Origin of the sequence: Caryophanon tenue, assembly GCF_001700315.1 — a bacterium.
In the GTDB taxonomy this organism is placed as follows: domain Bacteria; phylum Bacillota; class Bacilli; order Bacillales_A; family Planococcaceae; genus Caryophanon; species Caryophanon tenue.
Map to the genome: position 1 here is coordinate 73,528 of NZ_MASJ01000038.1, position 19,194 is coordinate 92,721.

Here is a 19,194-nt window from a genome sequence, read left to right on the forward strand (position 1 = left end):
TATTTCACGTATGTTCGCAATTAAAATGATACATTATATTTACGTAATCTTCATTCTTTTTTAAAATTAAGCATACTTTTGTAGTATTTATAATAAAAAAAGCAACGTGGAAACGATATCCCGTTGCTTTTTACAATCAAAATATAATTATTCGCCCTTTTTTGTGTGGAACACTTTGCCGCCACGTGCATACTCGATATCTTCTACGCCTGCACGGAAGTTTACAACGCGTGCCGCCGCAAAGAAGTAGTCTGATAAACGATTTAAATAACGTAGCACTACGTCATTCACACCTTCAGTTGTCGCCACTAATGATACCATTTGACGCTCTGCTCGACGCGTAATTGTACGTGCAATGTGTAATGTCGCTGCTGCTGGAGAACCGCCTGGTAAAATAAACTTTTCAAGTGGTGGCGCTTCATCAACTAACACATCAATACGTTCTTCTAATACCGTAATTGGTGCTTCTGTTAATTTAAATTGAGGTTCTTTCATCACGTTTGCTAAATCGCCGCCGCAATCAAATAATTCATGTTGAATTGCATGTAAATCATTTAAAATATCTGCAAATGTCGCCTCGTCTAATTCCGTCATCGCCTTCCCAATAAACGAATTTAACTCGTCTACTGTGCCGTATACTTCCACTCGAATATCATCTTTTGCCACGCGTCCACCGATTAAGCCAGTTTGCCCTTTGTCACCAGTTTTCGTATAAATTTTCATTTTCCAGTCCCCTTTAGTCGTTTATAAGTTTCAATCGCTTCAACAGTCGTTTCTACAACAGCTTTGCCAATCCATTTGCCAAGTGGTGTTGCTGTACCTGCGTATTGAATATACGTCCCTTGTTGTGTTGCAGCAATCAGTACGCTGTCTGTTGCTGTGCCGGTTGCAACTGTTTTAGAAATTGTATCGGTTACACCTGCTTTTTGCAATGCTTTTACTTTTGCTTCTGTTGCCGTAATTAACGCTTGGACAAATGCTTCGTCTGATAAATGCGCATTTAAAATAATCCATGTATTAATTGTACCAATCGTTACCGCTTCTCCATGTTTATACGCTTCAGCTACATCAATCGCTTTGCCTACACCTGCTGTCACAATGACCGTAAATTTTCCCGCAGGTGTGTCGTAATCATTTGCAACGACGGCATCCATTGACAAGGCAGTCATCATTCCTACCGTACTTGTCGGTAAAAAGCCTTCTTGCCTTAAAAATGCACCAAACTCTTGCTCGACATGTTGATGCTCGTAATTCGGCGAAACAGTGCGATTGACGAACGTATCATACCATCCAAATCCCGCATTATGTACGGCTGATGATAATGTACGTAATGATAATGGGCTTTTAAATACTGCATATTGCGGTGTTACTTGTAAATGATTTTTACGAATCGTTATCGGCGTATCCTCAAAAATCATTGGTAAAATGGTCACTTGTGGTTTTGCTTGCTCAGGATGCGGTTGAATTGCTACACGCGTATCGTAAACTTCTTCAATTTGTGCATCAATCAGCACTTCATGTGGTCGTCCAATCGTTTGAATGCGCCCTTGTTGCATCAACAATAACCGATCACAATACAGCGCTGCTAAGTTCATATCATGAAAAATGGAGACCACCGTTAAGCCTTTTACTTTCGCTTCGGTGCGAATAACGTCGAGTAACTGACGTTGATGCGCAATATCTAAATGATTCGTCGGCTCATCTAAAAAGAGCACCTCTGCTTGTTGTGCTAATGCTTGTGCAACGAATACACGCTGCTGCTCCCCACCAGATAAAAATGCCATTTCAACATGTTCATATTTTGTAATGCCCATTTGTTGCATCGCCTGTTGTACAGCTTGCTCATCTTCGTCAGACCAGCTTGAAAAGAAGCTACGTTGGTGCGGATAACGCCCGAGCGAAACGACTTCTCGTACCGTATGTGTAAATGTATTCGCATGAAGCTGTGGCAATACTGCTAGCTTACGTGCTAAATCTTTTGGTGTATAATTTTTCAACGGCTTTTTATCCAATAAAACCGTACCTTCACTGTATGGCATTGCCCCACTAATTAACTTTAAAATAGTTGATTTCCCGCTACCATTTGGTCCTAAAATGCCTAACACTTCACCTTTTTCGACATGAAACGATACATCTTGAATATATTTTTTACCGTCATAACCACCGCTTAACTGCTCAATGTGTAACATTATGCTATGCCACCTTTCCTTCTACGCTGTTTGAAGAAAATATATGCAAAGACAGGCGCACCTAAAAACGCGGTAATAACACCAATTGGTAATTCTGCTGGTGCAATAATTGTACGTGCAACTAAATCACACACAACTAATAGCGCAGCACCGTATAAAAGAGATAACGGCAATAAATGACGATGGTCCGCGCCCCATAACATACGTGTCATATGCGGAACAACTAAGCCAACAAAGCCAATTGTACCGGATACAGCAACTGCAGCACCCGTTAACATCGAGCCGCCAATCAATACTTGCATTTTACTGCGACGAACGTTGACCCCTAAATATTTTGCACGTTCTTCTCCGTACAACATCGCATTTAATTCTCGGCGGTTTAGCCAAACAAGGAATCCTCCGATGATGACAAATGGAATAATCATTTGTACATATGGCCAACCACGCATCGATACACTGCCTAATAGCCAACTCATAATTTGACGTAACTCTTCCCCTGTTAACGCAATCATTAACGAAATCATCGACCCTAAAAAGGAGCTTACAATTATCCCTGTTAAAATAAATGTTTCCATCTTTAATGTGCGGTCTACCATTTTAGCAAAGCCGACAACAAAAAACATCGTCATCACTGCGGCAACCATACTAATCAATGGCAATGTAAATAAGCCGATAAACGGAATGGAAATACCAAAGAAAATCGTTGCAACTGCCCCAACAGACGCACCTGATGAAATCCCCAGTGTGTACGGGTCAGCAAGTGGATTTTTCAACAAACCTTGGAACGCTGCACCCGCTATTGCCAAGCTTGCGCCGACAAGTGCGGCTAATAATACACGCGGCATGCGAATTTTCCATAAAATACTCGCTGCTGTCTCATTTGCTTGTGGATTCCAAAAAACTTCTAGCGGAATCTTCACCGAGCCAATTGAAACACCTAACCACATGCTTATTAGTAGTACAACAAACGCACTACCATAAGCAAAAACCATTTTTTTATTCACCGAAAGCCTCTGGGTGTACCGCTTTCGCTAATTCCTCAAGTCCTTGTGCTAAACGCGGTCCTTGACGCGCAATTAAATTTTCATCAACTTGCACGACTTCGTTATTTTGAACAGCAGCGATTGTATCAAAGCCTGGTCGTTGCGGTAATGTTGTTAAAATATCCGGCACATAACTATACGATACGATAATCACATCTGGGTTTTGTGTAATAATTTCCTCGGTGCTAATCGGGTACCAGCCTTCTTTTGATGCTGCTACATTTTCCGCTTCTACCATTTCTAACATCGTATGTAAAAATGTATTACTACCCGCTGTGTAAATATCCGGTACATCCGAGTTTTCAAGGAATACGCGTTTCGGCTCAACTCCTTCAAGCTTCGATTCAATATCAGCAACATGTGCTTTCATATCTGCAATAATTTCTTGTGCTTTATCCGTTGTATTTGTAATTTGCGCAATTTCTTCGATCGTTTCATATGTTTCTTCAAAATCATCAGCATCTTCTACTACATATACATCAATACCCGCTGAACGTAGTTGGTCAAGCCCTGCCTCTGATACAAGCATCGCTGATTCATGTGAAAAAACAATATCTGGCTCTAACGCAATAATCTTCTCAAAATCAAACTCCATGCTACCGATTGTTTCCTTCGTTAATGCTTCTTCTGGATAATTTTCAATATCTGTAACGGCGACGATTTCCTCGTCTAAGCCTAATTCAAATAAAATTTCAGTATTACTTGGAATCATTGAAATAATACGTTGTGGCTGTTCTTCGATTGTAACCTCCTGCCCAATAACATCTGTTACGGTTAATGGGTAAGCTGCACCGTCCACATTCTCAGTTGTAGTAGATGTGTCCTCCTCGGTATCATTACACGCTACGAGTACACTTGATGCTACAGCTGCTGCCAACGTTAATTTCCAATAGTTCATGTCCATTCTCTCCTTAGAAAAATTTGCATGACATTTCCCAATAAAAAAGCCCGTTTTAGCCTACGCTAAAACGAGCACATGTATATGGAGTTACGCCATACACACTTATCCTCGTAAGTGGCTGCAAAAAACAAGTAGGCAGGTCTCCTGGCTTCTACGCTCTTTAGCAAAACTTGTCGCCTTCCCGCAAATAGCAGTGGCATCTAACAAATTTTTACGTAGTTACAGTGGCGGGACCGCAACGGATTTTCACCGTTTTCCCTTTTCATCCTTTGTTTAAGGAACCGTACTTGTGTATATTTAACTGTTGTTCATTATAGCGTATTTTCCTATTTTCGCAAAACTTATTTTTAATTTTCAAATTATTCCTCAAGCGCATCGCTACGCTATGCGAAAAAATAGGCTACCCGAAAAAAATTCGGATAGCCTATTTTGTAAAACGTATACTTACATTTTTTCTGGTGCTGATACACCGATTAAACGTAAGGCGTTCGCAATCGTCGTTTGTACAGCTGTAATTAATGCTAAACGAGCTTCTGTTAATGCTTTGTCGTCTGCGTTGATTACTTTTTCTGCACCATAGAAGCTGTGGAATGCTGCCGCAGTTTCTTGGATATAGTTTGCAATACGGTGTGGCGTGCGGTGTTTTGCCGCATCTGCGATAACTTTCGGGAAATCGCCCACTTTTTTCAGTACATCAATTTCTTTTTCAGCTGTTAATAAGTTCAGGTTTTCGATAGATGCTTCGAAACCTTGGTCTTTTGCAGCGCGTAAAATTGATGCGATACGTGCATGTGCATATTGTGCGTAGTACACTGGGTTTTCGTTTGATTGTGATACCGCTAAATCTAAATCGAAGTCCATATGTGAATCACCCGCAGTTTTTACAAAGAAGTAACGTACTGCATCTAAGCCAACCATTTCTACTAATTCACGCATCGTTACAGCATTACCTGTACGTTTTGACATTTTAAATTTCTCACCGTTTTTGTACAGTTGAACCATTTGAATAATGTCGACTTCTAACGTACCGCGGTCATAGCCAAGCGCTTCGATTGCTGCTTTCATACGTGGGATATAGCCGTGGTGGTCTGCACCCCAAATGTTTACTAATTTATCAAAACCACGTTGTAATTTATCTTCGTGGTAGGCAATATCTGGTGTTAAGTATGTGAATGAGCCATCGTTTTTAATTAATACGCGGTCTTTATCATCGCCAAATGTTGTTGAACGGAACCAAGTTGCGCCCTCTTCTTCAAATACGTGACCGTTTGCTGTTAATTTTTCTAGTGCGCGTTCAATTTTACCGTTGCCGTATAAAGATGTTTCTGAATACCATACGTCAAATTCTACACGGAAGTTCTTTAAGTCGTTTTGTAATTTCGCTAATTCTAAACGTAAGCCATGCTCACGGAAAAATTTGAAACGTTCTTCATCCGACTTTTCTAAAATATCTGCACCAAATTCTTCTTTTAATTTACCAGCGATATCAATAATATCTTGACCGTGGTAACCATCTTCTGGCATCTCTGCATCCATACCTAACGCTTGCTTATAACGTGCTTCTAAAGAATACGCTAAATTGTTAATTTGGTTCCCTGCGTCATTAATATAGTATTCACGAGAAACAGCATAGCCTGCTGCATCTAATACATTTGATAATGAATCGCCTACAGATGCACCACGCGCATGCCCTAAGTGTAAATCACCTGTTGGGTTCGCTGACACGAACTCCACTTGTACTTTTTCACCTTGACCAGCGTTTGAGCGACCATAGTCAGCACCTTGTGTTAATGCTGCTTTTACTACTTCCGTTAAGAAGTCTTTTTTCACAGTAATGTTCATAAAGCCAGGGCCAGCAATATCGATTTTCTCGATATTTGTGCCTTCTGTTGTTAAGTTTTCTAAAATTGCTTCTGCAATTGCACGAGGTGGCTTTTTCGCTAGCTTCGTTAATTGCATTGCGATATTTGTTGCATAGTCACCGTTCACTTTATCCTTTGGTGTTTCTAAATGGATATTTAATGCTGTGCCTGCTTCTACTAATGCCGCTTTTTCAACCGCTTCAGCAAGAGCAGCTTTAATTGACTGTTGTACTTGTTCTACTGCATTCATGATGATTCCTCCGTAAAAGTTAAATTTAATGTATATGTGCCTGTTTGTTGTCCACCGACGTATAAGTCATACTGTACATCAAATTGGCTCTTGTTATCATACGTATATTGAAGACGATGTGTATCCACCCATAATGGAATCGATCCTGCTTCGCTATTGTAGTGTCCTGTTTCACGCTGCGTAATGTTTAATGGCAAACGCATATTTACCGCACCTTTACGCATAATGAATGACTGTTGCCCCGCTAACTTAATCGTTGTTGTAATCGTTCGGGATTCATGTTCTTCTGTATAACGTAAATATTTGACATTGTTTTTTTCAACAATCTGACCGTCTAACCACATTTCAATACGCTCTGTTTCGCCCGCTGTATAATCAATTGTTGATACAAGCCGAACGTTTACAGACGCGCCTAAATCATTTGACAATGGAATCCCTCCCACGTTTTCTATAACCTTCTTATTATAGGATGAATTTTCTAAGCATTCAAGAAAAGTTATAAAAAATTTGACTATACCTTTATTCCGATACATTCGGTATACTATAGAAGGTTTATACATACCATTTCGCTCATATAAGGCACAACTATTTTCATATAGATAGGAGTCTTGCTATGTTATTACTCATCGTATTTAACTATACGATTTTATTTACATTTATCGTCGGCATTTATATGCTGCACGTAAAAAAACAAAGTATGCCACTTTTTTACCAGCAATATGAGCATGTATTTCTCGGAATTTTATTAGGAACAACAGGCATTTTATTGACTGGTGCATCGTTCTCATCATTCGGTGGCTATTTAGTTAACGTTCGGTTAATTCCCGTACTAGCTGCTGGTCTTATCGGTTCGCCACTTACAATTATTATCACGGGGTTTATGATTGGCTATAGTCGCTTTTTTATGGGTGATTTAACAATACCTCTCGTTTTCGGCACAGCGAATTTTATGCTGCTGTCCTTTATTATGGCGATTTTCCATAATCGATTCCCCATTACGTTTAAAAATATTCATTGGTATTATTTTGGTATTTTTATCCCAACAGCTTTATTTTCATATTTCTTTATTTTGCCTTCATTTGAGCAACTAAATTTACTGCTTGCCTTCGTTATTTGCACAACTTTTTATTTTTTCTTACTTAAATATACGTTGCAAAAACGTCAGCAAGAGGCATTACTCGTTCAGCATGCAGCTAATTATGAAAAGATAGATACGATTACGAAATTGCCAAATCATCGTTGGGTGTATGAAAGATGCGAAGAATATGTACACAGTCATATGCGCTTCTCTGTTATTCGTTGCTACATCTATAATTTTGAAGAATACCACCAACATAATGGACATTTAATGCGGGACCAATTGATTACCACAACGATTCAAAAGTTATGTGATTTCGATTATGCACATCCTTATCAGTTTGCGCAGCTCGATAGCTATGAATTTGTTATATTAATGCCTGATGCGCCACCTGCAATTGCGCTTGATTTTTCAGCGCATTTTCAACATTTTATGCAAGATTTAGACCTGTCACAGCATGGTATTCAACTCGATAAAGACATTCAGCTTGCTCTTGGTATTGCGTCGTTCCCTGACCAGTCAGGTGAAGCTGTTGATATTATTCAAGCTGCAGGTAAGGCGCTCGATAAAGCAAAACAAAAAACGCATTTTACGATTGAGCATGCCAATAATTTACCCGAAACAAAAACACAACGCTAAAAGTAACCGTAAAACCCTTCAGCACAAAAATGGCTGAAGGGTTTTTCTAAAAATTCACATGATGATTCGTTGTTTTACGCTATTAATTTTTAGCCGCTCTTTTTTGATAAACAACGTACCACTTGTCCAACTGTTGGTACATCGCTACACCTAAATAGCCTTCACGCAATGCTTGTTGTTGCTCAGCGGTTTGTGCCATATCAATAATACGGTCCTCTTGTTGCCATTGTTCCTGTTCTACCAATGATTTAGCAAAAACGTAGCGTAATTTGCCACCGTATTTTAATTTTAATGCAGCAACATACATACCTTGCGCAAATTTATCTTTCAGACTCGCAATATTAAATGGCATAACCGTTGCACACATCATTGTATGTTTTGTTGTATCCACATATTCCATAATGAGCGTTGCCATTTGCTGTTGTAAATTTTGTCCTCGGTACGCTGGGTGCACATTCGAAATTTCTTGGTAAATTACTTTATCCACATGTGGATAACTAATGTCATACGCTAAATGTTCATCATCAATTGGTGGCTCTAATAATGCACGGAATGCAATCATTTTATCCACATCAAAAAGACCAATCATCACACCATTGCCTTCTAAAATATAACGTAGCTCTTCTTCATCTAATGGCTGTAAAATAGCAGGGTCTTCTAAAGCAGCGACAACTTGCTGTTGCAAAACGATTAATTGGCCAATGTGAGACACATCTAATTTCTGAATATCATAACGCATTATTGTGCCACCACACATTGCTCATTTGTTAGTTCCGCTAAAATCGTCTCGTCCACTTCGACACCTAAGCCTGGTTTTTCTGTTAATTGAATAAACGGCACGTCATAATGTAAATCCCCAATATCTTTTGAAAACTTCAGCGGTCCTGTTAATTCAACACTTGTAAAAGCTTTATTTGAAAACGCGACATGGAAACCAGCAGCTGAGCCAACAGATGACTCCACCATTGAGCCAATTTGACACTCGATGCCTGCCATTTCTGCCATATGTGCTAACTTCATCGCTGGATAAATACCGCCGCATTTCATCAGTTTAATATTCACTTTGTCCGCTGCACGTTTTGCGATAATTTCACGCATTTCACGTACACCACGTAATCCTTCATCAATCATCAGCGGAATCGTCGTTTTTGTTTTAATTTCAACCATCGCATCAATATCATCTGCACGAACAGGTTGCTCTAACCAATCAATTTGTAGCATTTCAAGTTGGCGCACGGCCTGTAGTGTGTTCGCACTGTTTCCCCAACCTTGGTTAACGTCCACGCGAATGGCAATCTCATGCCCGACACGTTCACGTACTGCTCGAATACGTGCCACATCACTCGCCACATCACGCCCAACCTTCATTTTAAATGAGCGATAGCCCATCTCTACACGACGCGCTGCTTCTTCAGCCATCTGTTGCGGTTCAGCAATGCTTAATACATGTGTAATCGGGAACTTATGATGGTAACGGCCCCCTGTTAATTGGTACGCAGGTACTTGCAGTTTTTTGCCGACAATATCAAAACAAGCAATATCAATGGCTGCTTTTGCTGCTGGAACATTATAAACAGCTTTATCCATCATTTCATGTAAACGTTCAAACGCCATTGGATTTTCGCCGATAACAAGCGGTGCGAGCTGGTGCTTTAAAATCGCATACGTACTTTCTAGCGTTTCGCCCGTCACATGCTCATCTGGTACAGCTTCTCCCCAACCAACGATGCCACATTCAGTTGTAATTTTTGTGATGATCGATGGCATATTTGGATACGTGGCATAGCTTACAATAAAAGGCTCAATTAATGGCAATTCAATTTTAAAAATTTCTACTGTTTTTATTTTCATATTTATTCTCCTTTACGACATTTTATTCACTTGTTATAATTGTCGTTAATTAGTCGTTATATATTCAAAAAAAGAGGTGTTATTTATGCAAACAAAGATTGCCGTTATTTGTTCTGCTTCCTTTCAGCAAACATTACAACAAATTGTTCCAAGTCATTCAACATTTCTATTAGACTATTATACATACACTGTTCCAGAAGAAACACCCTCTTTACTAAAAAACTTAAAATCTTGTGATGTTTTATTACTATCTGGTACATTACCGTATTTATATGCAAAAGAACAGTTATCACAGCTCTCGATTCCTTGGATGTACTTAAAGCAAGACGACACGTCCATCGCCACAACGCTTTTATCACTGCTCGTTCAAAAAAATATCGCACTCAATCGCTTATCAATCGATGTTATGGATGAGCGCTTTATTGAACATGTATTATGTGATTTACAGACGACAAAACGTCCATTTATTCAAACCATTCAGCTACACACACCATATGAAACTTACATTACAAAACACGTGACACTGTGGCAACAACAACAAATTGACTATGTCGTGACAAGTATTCACGCCGTTTATGATGCACTTGTGACACAAGGTGTTCCAGTTATGCGGATGATTGACCCACAAAGCGCGATTTTACGCGGTTTGTATGAAGCAAAAAGTTTATCGGACTATGCTAAAAGCGAGTCGGCTAAAATCGCTGTTATTCATATTCTGTTTGATTATTCACCGCCCGCTCCGTTATTGCAACAAATGACCAATTTATTTTCAAGCATTTATCAGCAATTGGATGCTGTACGCTATGAATTTTATACGACAAACGGTGCTGTTCAACGTCATGCGACTGAGTTACTGCAACTATTGCAAACGCAACAATACAAAATTGGCTTCGGTTATGGACATTCTATTTCACAAGCACAAGAGCATGCGAAACAGGCCCTTAAATTTGGGCAACCGCAGCAATTTATGGTCGTTGATGAGCAAAAAAAATTATACGACTTAACACAACAAACAGGAACGTCGATTGCCCTTCAAACGACACATCCATTTATTTTTGAAATTACAAAAGCAACGGGGCTAAGTCCTAAAAATATTTCACGTCTAGTCGCTTTCGAAAAAGTACATCCTCATACATCGTTCACCGCTCAGGACTTAGCGGACTACTTACAAGTTACACGCCGAACGACAGAACGAATGCTTAAAAAGCTGCTTGCCCATGAATATGTTGAAATTGTCGGTGAAGAAATGGCGTATCAGCAAGGACGACCACGTGCTGTTTACACACTAACATTTTCACTAAACGAATAGCGTTTTAAAAACAGAATGGTTTTCGATAGAAGTAAAGAGAGTGAGACAAGAAGAAAAATCCTTCAGCAACGACAACTGCTGAAGGATTTTTTCTGTTTTTGGTGCTACGCAGCTTTAGAAGAACTATACTTTTGTGTTAACCCTTTATCAAAATAGCTCTATTACGCTAAGCTCTCTTCGTTTAATCGCTTATCCTCCGCCGCTAATGCTACCTTTTCTTGCTCTGTTAATTTAATAATTGTAAAGCCTGTAAATGCAAAAATAATCGAAATGATTGGCACTGTGAAATTTAAAATCGCATACGGTGCATATTGAGCAACAGATACGCCTAATGTCGACATAATAAATACCCCACATGTATTCCACGGAATAAATACCGATGTCAACGTACCACCATCTTCTAAACTACGTGATAAGTTTTTCGAATGTAAACCACGCTCGCGGTATGCAGTCGCAAACATACGCGCAGGAACAACGATTGAAATATATTGCTCTGAACAGCTTGCATTCGTCGCAAAACAAGAAGCAATGGTTGCTGCTACTAGGCTACCTGTCGATTTAGCAAAACGTAAAATTTCTTGAATGATTGCCTTTAACATACCCGAATATTCTAAAATACCGCCAAATGTCATCGCAATAATCGTCATCGATACGGTATACATCATATTATCAATACCACCACTATTAAATAGCGCATCGACCATATCGTTACCTGTTGCAATGGCAAAACCGCTTTGTAACGCTCCTACAGCTTCTGTTATTGACCCACCTTGCACAAAAACATGTGATAGCATTCCTAACACGATACCGACAATTAATGCTGGCATTGCTGGTACTTTTACAGCTACTAAGACAATAATAAATAATGGCACAAGCAGTAACCAAGGCGACACAATAAAGTTATCACGAATCGTTGATAACATCCCTTGAATTTCAGCTGACTCCATGTTCGTTGCTGCAAACTGACGCCCAATTACACCGAATGCAATCGTTGCAATGATGTATGCTGGTACAGTTGTCCATAGCATATGCTTAATGTGTGCAAATAAATTTGTACCTGTTAACCCTGCGGCTAAATTCGTTGTATCTGATAACGGCGACATTTTATCGCCAAAATACGCGCCTGAAATGACTGCACCCGCAATCATGCCCGCTGGAATGCCCATGCTTAAACCAATCCCCATACCGGCAACACCGATAGTTGCCATCGTTGACCACGAGCTACCGATTGCTAACGACACAATCGAACAAATAAATAAAATCGTTACTAAAAACCAAGCTGGTGAAATAATTTGTAACCCATAATAAATCATCGTGGCTACAATACCGCCGCCCATCCACGAACCAATCACTAGCCCGACAAGCATAATGATAATGACTGCAGGCAATGCTAAACGAATCCCTTTATACATCATTTCCTCAATATCTTTCCATGTAAAGCCGTGCTTCAATGCCACAAGTCCTGCTACAACTGTTCCAAAAATCAGTGGCATATGCGGTCCTTGCTCCAGTACAACGATTGTAAAGACCATGACAATTACCATCAATAGTAACGGTAAAATCGCCCACCCAAAGCTCATCTTCTTTTCCATAAGTTCATCCCCTTGCTGAAAAATAATAAAGTCGTTAATTAGTCGTTTTTACACTATCTCTTATACTACATTCAAAAATTCTCATTGTAAATATTATTCTGATAATTGATAAAACATATTTTTCGCAACAAAAACCAACATAAAGAAAGAAATACATACATAACATCACGACGTCCGAAAAAGACTTTTACATAATCATTCACAAACTAAATTAAATATAAAAAAAGAAGATAAACTGCCTAAAGCAATTTACCTTCTTCATTCATCATTTTACTATTTAATGTTTTTACTTCACCCAACCAAGTAGCATTTCACGAATAAATTTCGCTGCTGCATTGACCGTCATTTCAGAGTGATCATATACTGGGCATACTTCCACTAAGTCAAAACCAACAACATTTACATCAGAGCCTGCAATCGCATGAATTGAAGCCAATAATTCTTTTGATGTAATACCACCTGCATCGACTGTACCCGTTCCTGGTGCATGTGCTGGGTCTAATACGTCAATATCAATCGTTACATAAACAGGGCGACCTGCTAATGTTGGCAATACTTCTTTTAATGGCTCTAACACTTCAAATAATGAAATGTGCATACCATTTTCTTTTGCCCATTGTAATTCTTCTTTTAAGCCTGAGCGAATCCCAAATGAATATACATTATGTGGTCCGATTTGGTCTGCGATTTTACGAATTGGCGTTGCGTGTGAATATTCTTCGCCCTCATAATCCGTACGTAAATCGGTATGTGCATCAAAATGGATCACTGCCATGTCTGGGTATTTTTCATATACCGCTTCCATTACTGGTAACGCGACTAAATGTTCGCCACCCATGCCCACTGGTACTTTACCATCCGCTAACACTTTGCGTACGAATGTTTTAATTTCTTCTAACGATTTCGCTGGATTTCCGAATGGTAACGGAATATCACCTGCATCAAAAAACTTCACGTCTTCTAAGTCACGGTCTAAATAGAAGCTATATTCTTCTAGACCAATTGATACTTCTCGAATACGAGCAGGACCAAAACGTGAGCCAGGACGATAGCTTACTGTCCAGTCCATTGGCATTCCGTAAAGAACAGCCTTTGCATCTTCATAAGTTGGATGACTTTTAATAAAAACGTTACCTGAATATGTTTCATCAAAACGCATAATTTTTTCCACCTATTCATTCAATTTCGTATGCAGCAAACAAAGTGCTTGATGCGTCATTACTTTTCCGTTTATACTACCTTACTTAAACGTAATCTTTCGTTGCGAAACTTTTCATAAAACGAAAGCGTATATGTTAATGCGGTACAAAAAAAGTATAGTTGTTTTTAAGTAAAGTGCAAGCGTTTTTGTTGTGAAAAAAATGTATAATTATAAACTTTTTCTTAATTTTTTGTACAGTAAATTTTAATAGATGAGGTGATGTAGCATGGAGAATGAGCTAGAAAAAGGCGTCGCCAATGAAGCGACACCTGAATCTCCAGAGCAATCAACGTCACGTGTGAAAAAGCGAAAGTCCAAGCGCAAACACCGTGTACTCCTCGCCTTACTTGGCATTGTTATTTTAATTGTGAGCGCGTTAATTTCGTTGCGTATTTATGCACAAATTGCCGGCGCTCCACCACTGACCGTTCCAAAAGCAACAGTGTTTTTAAATGCAGAAGGCGAGCAAATTGGTGACCACTACACAAGTGAGCGTCGTTATTGGGTGAAGCTTGATAATATTTCCCCACATATTGTTGATGCAACAATTGCTGTAGAGGACCAAAACTTTTATGCACATCATGGCTTTAATATAAAACGTATCGGCGCTGCTGTTATTGAAAATGTAAAATCGGGTGGCAAAGCCCAAGGAGCTAGTACATTAACACAGCAATATGCACGTAACCTTTATTTATCACATGAAAAAACATGGACACGTAAGATTAACGAGGCGCTGTATGCGTACCGACTTGAAGTGTTTTATTCAAAAGATGAAATTTTAGAAGGCTATTTAAATACTGTTTATTATGGTCATGGTATGTACGGCGTAGAAGCAGCTAGTCGCTTCTACTTCGGAAAATCAGCGAACGATTTGACACTTTCTGAAGCAGCGATGTTGTCAGGTATTCCAAAAGGACCTACGTATTATTCACCGGTTGCTGACTTCGAACGCGCAACGAACCGCCAGCATTTGATTTTACAACTGATGGAAGAGGAAGGCTATATTACAGCGGAGGAAAACCAAACAGCAGCCGCTCAACCAGTAGCGCTTAAAAACAATGAATGGAAAGTGGCTAACTCACAAGCACCGTACTTTTTAGATACAGCTTGGGTTGAAGCAAGTGCCATTTTAGAAGAGTTAGGCTTAAATATTGATACGGGCGGCTGGGAAATCGCGACAACACTCAATAAAGTACATCAAAATGCGGCAGAAAAGGCCGTAATCGACCAAATGCCAAAAAACGCATTACAAGTCGGCTTTGTCAGCATGGATCACAAGACGGGCTATATTACAGCGCTCGTTGGTGGACGCAGTTATGCAGACAGTAAATTCAACCGCGTTACGCAGGCGAAAAGACAACCTGGTTCAACGATGAAACCTTTATTGTACGCATCTGCATTGCAACACGGTTACTCCCCACTGACATTTGTCGATGTATCACAAACAACGATTAAATATGATGGAAAAGAGTACACACCGCGAAACATTAATGGTAAATATGGTGATGAGATTTCAATGGCACAAGCTGTTGCCATTTCTGATAATGTTTATGCTGTGAAAACATTGGACGATATTGGCTATAAAGCGTTTCAACGTACACTCGATGATTTTAAACTAGGTATAGAAATTAGTCATGTACCGTCATCAGCACTTGGAACTACCAATCTTACGCTTCAAAAACTAACAGCTGCTTATGCAACCGTTGCGAACAATGGACAGGCTGTTACACCGACAACCATTATGAAAATTACCGATGAACATGGCAATGTTCTTTATGAAGCATCACAAGACAAGGAAGCTAGACAAGTCATTCCGAAAAAAGATGCGTATTTATTAACGCACATGATGACAGGTATGTTTAACAAAGATTATCATACCTATTTATATGCAACAGGAGCTTCGCTCGCAAATAAACTAACACGCCCATATGCAGGGAAATCTGGAACAACAGATGCCGACCAATGGATGATTGGCTACTCCCCATCCATTACGGCAGGTGTTTGGAATGGTTTTGATGAAGGCGTACTCGATGTGACAAATGACGGTGCTGCTACAAAAGAAGTGTGGGCACAGTTTATGGAAAGCGTTCATCGTGGCACAGATCCGAAACCGTTCCCTGCTCCTTCTAGTGTGACGGCTGTAGATGTAGAAATTAGTAGTGGCAAACTAGCAAATAAACATTGCACCGGCGCGACTGCGACTGTTTATGTAACTGTCGGCGAAGAGCCAACAAAAGGCTGTGCCGCAATTGATAAATATATCGAGCCAAAAGAACAGGATGGCAATAGTTGGTGGGACTGGTTAAATATTTTTGACTAATTGTCTATAAAAATAACCACATGCGGAAAATCCGCATGTGGTTATTTCCTATTATTTATACTGTTAGTGCTTGCTTTAGTTCATCACTGCTACGTTCCCAAACCGTCACATCATGTGATTGTAAAAAGTCCGCTAACACTTTTTTCGAAACATCATCCATATTGTCGACCATAATTTTACGCTTCATCGACTTGTCCATACGGTTAACATGGTCTGCTAAAATTTTATAGCCACGACGTTTCTCACGATTTACGACCATTTCACACGCTGTTACGCCTGCAAAATAAGCGCCCTGTGGCAATTGCTCAATCGTTACCCATACAAGCCAATACGCCTTGCCGCCTTCTGAGTCTTCGCGGTTCATCGTAAATTTAATACCGCGCTCAACATCGCTACGTGCATGCATTGCACCGATATCTACAAATGCGCGCTCCTCTTCAACATCAATAATAACTGGGCTAATATTTTCTAACGATAACGAGCCAATGCCGAAACCTTTATGGCCGTCTGTCGGGTCATTCTTAATAATCGTAAAGCCGAGTTTTTGTTTTGGTTTTTGTTCATTTGTCATATAAAAATCCCTCCGTATACGCTATTATAATCAATATACACTATTATTCTACTTTGGAGGTACAGTTCCATGCCAATCGTTACCGTAAAAATGATCGAGGGTCGTACAGATGACCAAAAACGTGCACTTGTCGAAGAAGTAACAGCTGCCGTGTCAAAAACAGTCAATGCACCAAAAGAGAGTATTACAATCATCATCGAAGAAATGCAAAAAGCACATTATGCCAACGCGGGTGTACGTGCAAGCGATAAATAATGTAAAGGAGATGCTGCTTACGAAACAAGCAGCTCTTTTCTTATTATGAACATAAAGAATATACTCATTAATTCCACGCTGTTCTTCGTATGTCTTTTTGGAATTGCGCTTATCTTTAATGAACCAATACAAGCATACTTATAAAAAAAGCATCCGAAGAAGTAATGGACAATCGACCATTAGATGCAGATACGATGTTAGCGAATAACGCAACCGAAGCTTCTTTTGATTTTGATAGCGTAGAGTCGTTAACACTAGGGGATATTTTTTCATTACAAAGTATGGCGAGTTACGTGTCTGTTATCGGCCAAATTGCCGTTCCATCGGTAAACTTACATCTCCCTATTGGAAAAGGTGTCAGTGAAACCGTACTCGCAACAGGTGCTGGTACATTAAAGGCAGACCAACAATTAGGCAAAGGAAATTACGCGCTTGCTAGTCACAATGAAGGTACAGATGTGTTATTTAGCCCTCTGCATCACGCACAAATTGGGGATGCTGTTTATTTAACCGATTTAACGCATGTCTACACATATGAAATTACAGTTGCAGAAGTCATTCCTCCTACAGCTACGTATGTACTTGATGACATACCAAATAAAACGCTATTAACCCTTATTACATGTGCATTCGACGGAGAAGAACGTTTGCATATTCAAGCTGAACTGACGGCGACAACCGCTATTGACGATGCCACACAAGAAATGAAAGACGCGTTTCAATTACAGCAAAACCACACGAAAAAACGAGACTAGCGCTTCGCTAGCCTCGTTTTTTTATGCGCGCTCTAACAATGTTAAAATCTCATCACGCAATCCTGTATTTGTGATTGCTTCAATTTCTTCTAACGGATAGTAAATTTTATGGTCCGTCTCGATTTTTCCTGCAACCGCATCGACAATAAGCGATACCTCTGTTAATTCCTTTAATTGTCCATCTGGCATTAAAATCATAATCGGCTCTTGCTTTGCTGTTGTTCGATAAAAATCATCCGATGAGCAATCCGATAATAAGTAATAAGCTGGGTCGATTCCTGCATCCTGAAACAATTGTTGCAGTCGAACATAACGCTCTTTTTCCACTTCTACATTTAAGTCACTATACTGGAATAAACGGCGATTCACAAAGCGCGTACATAAATCGCGTAGTACATCGTCTTCTTCATGCATCCATAACTGGAAATACGTTAATAAAATACTTTCATCTAGTGCAATATAATCTGCAATTTCAATTTTCTTCTCAAAGAATGGAATAAATGGCTTTGGCATGAGCTCAAATGCATACCCTTCTTTATATAAACGCTTCGCACGTTGTAATATTTGATTTAAAATTGCCTCTGCACTGCGCGACACAGGATGGAAATATACTTGTAAATACATTTGATAGCGCGACATAATATAATCTTCAACTGCATGTACACCGCTATATTTAATAACAGCCTGCTCTTTTGACGGACGCAAAACTCTTAAAATACGCTCCAAATCAAAGTTCCCATAGCTAACACCTGTATAATAAGCATCTCGCTGCAAATAATCCATACGATCTGCATCAATTTGACTTGAAATTAAGCTAACGACAAGCGGATTCGCATATTTCTTTTCAATTACTTGTGACACCTTTTGTGGGAAATCCTCACTTACTTTACGTAACACCGCATTTACTTCTGTGTCCCCTAGTAAAATATGGCGTGTATACTCTTCGTGATTTAATTCAAACACATTTTCAAATGCATGTGAAAACGGCCCATGCCCTAAATCATGCAATAGTGCTGCACATAAAACGACAAGCCTTTCAGAAGCGTCCCATTCATCGCGCCCGCTAAATCGGTCGTCTACAATACGACGCATCAATTCATAAACACCTAATGAGTGATTAAAGCGTGTATGTTCTGCCCCGTGAAATACTAAAAATGTTGTGCCCAGCTGACGAATTCGACGCAAACGTTGAAACTCGCGTGTACTAATCAAATCCCAAATCACTTGGTCACGCACATGTACATAACTATGTACTGGGTCTTTAAATACTTTTTCTTCTTGTAATTTTTGTTCACCGTATGTCGTCATGTCATTCGCCTCCTCTTCTTTCTTTTATTATAAGCTATCCTTCTTCAAAACAAAAAGCCTTATGCGGGAA

17 protein-coding genes and 1 riboswitch are annotated in these 19,194 nt (G+C 39.6%); of the genes, 5 read left to right on the forward strand and 12 right to left on the reverse strand.

The window, feature by feature from the left end:
* Positions 1-147: 147 nt before the first annotated feature.
* The 6 genes from A6M13_RS12780 to A6M13_RS12805 form a co-directional block, all read right to left on the reverse strand.
* Complete coding sequence (locus A6M13_RS12780) at positions 148-723, reverse strand: cob(I)yrinic acid a,c-diamide adenosyltransferase (RefSeq protein ID WP_066547035.1); 576 nt, start codon at positions 721-723, stop codon at positions 148-150.
* A complete protein-coding gene (locus A6M13_RS12785; RefSeq protein WP_066547040.1) occupies positions 720-2,189 on the reverse strand; it encodes a heme ABC transporter ATP-binding protein in 1,470 nt (489 codons plus the stop codon). Before A6M13_RS12785 ends, A6M13_RS12780 begins: the two co-directional genes overlap by 4 nt.
* Positions 2,189-3,181: a FecCD family ABC transporter permease gene (locus A6M13_RS12790; RefSeq protein ID WP_066547235.1), complete on the reverse strand. Its 993-nt coding sequence runs from the start codon at positions 3,179-3,181 to the stop codon at positions 2,189-2,191. Before A6M13_RS12790 ends, A6M13_RS12785 begins: the two co-directional genes overlap by 1 nt.
* A 4-nt stretch (positions 3,182-3,185) precedes the next feature.
* Entirely contained in the window at positions 3,186-4,130 is a 945-nt protein-coding gene (locus A6M13_RS12795) for an ABC transporter substrate-binding protein (protein ID WP_066547042.1), read from the reverse strand.
* 120 nt (positions 4,131-4,250) lie between these two features.
* A riboswitch (cobalamin riboswitch) is annotated at positions 4,251-4,435 on the reverse strand.
* 142 nt (positions 4,436-4,577) lie between these two features.
* Positions 4,578-6,245 carry an arginine--tRNA ligase gene (gene argS / locus A6M13_RS12800; RefSeq protein ID WP_066547045.1) on the reverse strand — a complete coding sequence of 556 codons (1,668 nt, stop codon included), beginning with the start codon at positions 6,243-6,245 and terminating at the stop codon, positions 4,578-4,580.
* Positions 6,242-6,673 carry a YwiB family protein gene (locus A6M13_RS12805; RefSeq protein WP_066547048.1) on the reverse strand — a complete coding sequence of 144 codons (432 nt, stop codon included), beginning with the start codon at positions 6,671-6,673 and terminating at the stop codon, positions 6,242-6,244. Before A6M13_RS12805 ends, argS begins: the two co-directional genes overlap by 4 nt.
* A gap of 185 nt (positions 6,674-6,858) precedes the next feature.
* Here A6M13_RS12805 and A6M13_RS12810 point away from each other — a divergent pair, with 185 nt between their 5' ends.
* Positions 6,859-7,962: a GGDEF domain-containing protein gene (locus A6M13_RS12810; protein ID WP_066547053.1), complete on the forward strand. Its 1,104-nt coding sequence runs from the start codon at positions 6,859-6,861 to the stop codon at positions 7,960-7,962.
* Positions 7,963-8,044: 82 nt separating this feature from the next.
* Here the strand turns inward: A6M13_RS12810 and A6M13_RS12815 are convergent, their stop codons facing one another.
* Both A6M13_RS12815 and A6M13_RS12820 read right to left on the reverse strand, forming a co-directional pair.
* Positions 8,045-8,701, reverse strand: coding sequence for a GNAT family N-acetyltransferase (locus tag A6M13_RS12815; protein ID WP_245669323.1), 657 nt, complete (start codon positions 8,699-8,701; stop codon positions 8,045-8,047).
* The gene (locus tag A6M13_RS12820; protein ID WP_066547058.1) at positions 8,701-9,813 is read right to left on the reverse strand and encodes a mandelate racemase/muconate lactonizing enzyme family protein; all 1,113 of its coding nucleotides are present in this window, start codon (positions 9,811-9,813) and stop codon (positions 8,701-8,703) included. Before A6M13_RS12820 ends, A6M13_RS12815 begins: the two co-directional genes overlap by 1 nt.
* Before the next feature lie 85 nt (positions 9,814-9,898).
* Between A6M13_RS12820 and A6M13_RS12825 the strand changes: the two genes are divergently transcribed.
* The gene (locus tag A6M13_RS12825; RefSeq protein WP_066547062.1) at positions 9,899-11,122 is read left to right on the forward strand and encodes a helix-turn-helix domain-containing protein; all 1,224 of its coding nucleotides are present in this window, start codon (positions 9,899-9,901) and stop codon (positions 11,120-11,122) included.
* Between the two features lie 161 nt (positions 11,123-11,283).
* On the opposite strand, the gene nhaC is transcribed toward A6M13_RS12825, so the two are convergent.
* Together nhaC and speB are read right to left on the reverse strand one after the other, a co-directional pair.
* Positions 11,284-12,714, reverse strand: a complete 1,431-nt coding sequence (gene nhaC, locus A6M13_RS12830) for a Na+/H+ antiporter NhaC (RefSeq protein WP_066547064.1) — start codon at positions 12,712-12,714, stop codon at positions 11,284-11,286.
* Positions 12,715-13,000: 286 nt separating this feature from the next.
* Positions 13,001-13,873 (reverse strand): agmatinase, encoded by an 873-nt coding sequence (speB, locus tag A6M13_RS12835; RefSeq protein ID WP_066547068.1) that lies wholly within the window; start codon positions 13,871-13,873, stop codon positions 13,001-13,003.
* A 268-nt stretch (positions 13,874-14,141) separates the two neighbouring features.
* Here speB and A6M13_RS12840 point away from each other — a divergent pair, with 268 nt between their 5' ends.
* Entirely contained in the window at positions 14,142-16,235 is a 2,094-nt protein-coding gene (locus A6M13_RS12840; RefSeq protein WP_083998356.1) for a transglycosylase domain-containing protein, read from the forward strand.
* A gap of 55 nt (positions 16,236-16,290) precedes the next feature.
* Here A6M13_RS12840 and A6M13_RS12845 read toward each other — a convergent pair whose 3' ends face one another.
* Positions 16,291-16,806, reverse strand: a complete 516-nt coding sequence (locus A6M13_RS12845) for a YwhD family protein (protein WP_066547069.1) — start codon at positions 16,804-16,806, stop codon at positions 16,291-16,293.
* A gap of 69 nt (positions 16,807-16,875) precedes the next feature.
* Between A6M13_RS12845 and A6M13_RS12850 the strand changes: the two genes are divergently transcribed.
* Positions 16,876-17,061, forward strand: a complete 186-nt coding sequence (locus tag A6M13_RS12850) for a 2-hydroxymuconate tautomerase (RefSeq protein ID WP_066547070.1) — start codon at positions 16,876-16,878, stop codon at positions 17,059-17,061.
* Positions 17,062-17,225: 164 nt separating this feature from the next.
* Positions 17,226-17,816 (forward strand): class A sortase, encoded by a 591-nt coding sequence (locus tag A6M13_RS12855; RefSeq protein ID WP_066547075.1) that lies wholly within the window; start codon positions 17,226-17,228, stop codon positions 17,814-17,816.
* Between the two features lie 21 nt (positions 17,817-17,837).
* Here A6M13_RS12855 and A6M13_RS12860 read toward each other — a convergent pair whose 3' ends face one another.
* The gene (locus tag A6M13_RS12860; RefSeq protein ID WP_066547078.1) at positions 17,838-19,124 is read right to left on the reverse strand and encodes an HD domain-containing protein; all 1,287 of its coding nucleotides are present in this window, start codon (positions 19,122-19,124) and stop codon (positions 17,838-17,840) included.
* Positions 19,125-19,194 lie beyond the last annotated feature (70 nt).

Excerpts from the sequence above, each read along its gene's own strand:
- argS (WP_066547045.1), bottom strand. The coding sequence starts at position 6,245 with ATGAATGCAGTAGAACAAGTACAACAGTCAATTAAAGCTGCTCTTGCT.
- A6M13_RS12860 (WP_066547078.1), bottom strand. The coding sequence starts at position 19,124 with ATGACGACATACGGTGAACAAAAATTACAAGAAGAAAAAGTATTTAAA.
- A6M13_RS12785 (WP_066547040.1), bottom strand. The coding sequence starts at position 2,189 with ATGTTACACATTGAGCAGTTAAGCGGTGGTTATGACGGTAAAAAATAT.
- nhaC (WP_066547064.1), bottom strand. The coding sequence starts at position 12,714 with ATGGAAAAGAAGATGAGCTTTGGGTGGGCGATTTTACCGTTACTATTG.
- A6M13_RS12825 (WP_066547062.1), top strand. The coding sequence starts at position 9,899 with ATGCAAACAAAGATTGCCGTTATTTGTTCTGCTTCCTTTCAGCAAACA.
- A6M13_RS12820 (WP_066547058.1), bottom strand. The coding sequence starts at position 9,813 with ATGAAAATAAAAACAGTAGAAATTTTTAAAATTGAATTGCCATTAATT.
- A6M13_RS12840 (WP_083998356.1), top strand. The coding sequence starts at position 14,142 with ATGGAGAATGAGCTAGAAAAAGGCGTCGCCAATGAAGCGACACCTGAA.
- A6M13_RS12845 (WP_066547069.1), bottom strand. The coding sequence starts at position 16,806 with ATGACAAATGAACAAAAACCAAAACAAAAACTCGGCTTTACGATTATT.
- speB (WP_066547068.1), bottom strand. The coding sequence starts at position 13,873 with ATGCGTTTTGATGAAACATATTCAGGTAACGTTTTTATTAAAAGTCAT.
- A6M13_RS12850 (WP_066547070.1), top strand. The coding sequence starts at position 16,876 with ATGCCAATCGTTACCGTAAAAATGATCGAGGGTCGTACAGATGACCAA.
- A6M13_RS12810 (WP_066547053.1), top strand. The coding sequence starts at position 6,859 with ATGTTATTACTCATCGTATTTAACTATACGATTTTATTTACATTTATC.
- A6M13_RS12780 (WP_066547035.1), bottom strand. The coding sequence starts at position 723 with ATGAAAATTTATACGAAAACTGGTGACAAAGGGCAAACTGGCTTAATC.
- A6M13_RS12795 (WP_066547042.1), bottom strand. The coding sequence starts at position 4,130 with ATGAACTATTGGAAATTAACGTTGGCAGCAGCTGTAGCATCAAGTGTA.
- A6M13_RS12855 (WP_066547075.1), top strand. The coding sequence starts at position 17,226 with ATGGACAATCGACCATTAGATGCAGATACGATGTTAGCGAATAACGCA.
- A6M13_RS12815 (WP_245669323.1), bottom strand. The coding sequence starts at position 8,701 with ATGCGTTATGATATTCAGAAATTAGATGTGTCTCACATTGGCCAATTA.
- A6M13_RS12790 (WP_066547235.1), bottom strand. The coding sequence starts at position 3,181 with ATGGTTTTTGCTTATGGTAGTGCGTTTGTTGTACTACTAATAAGCATG.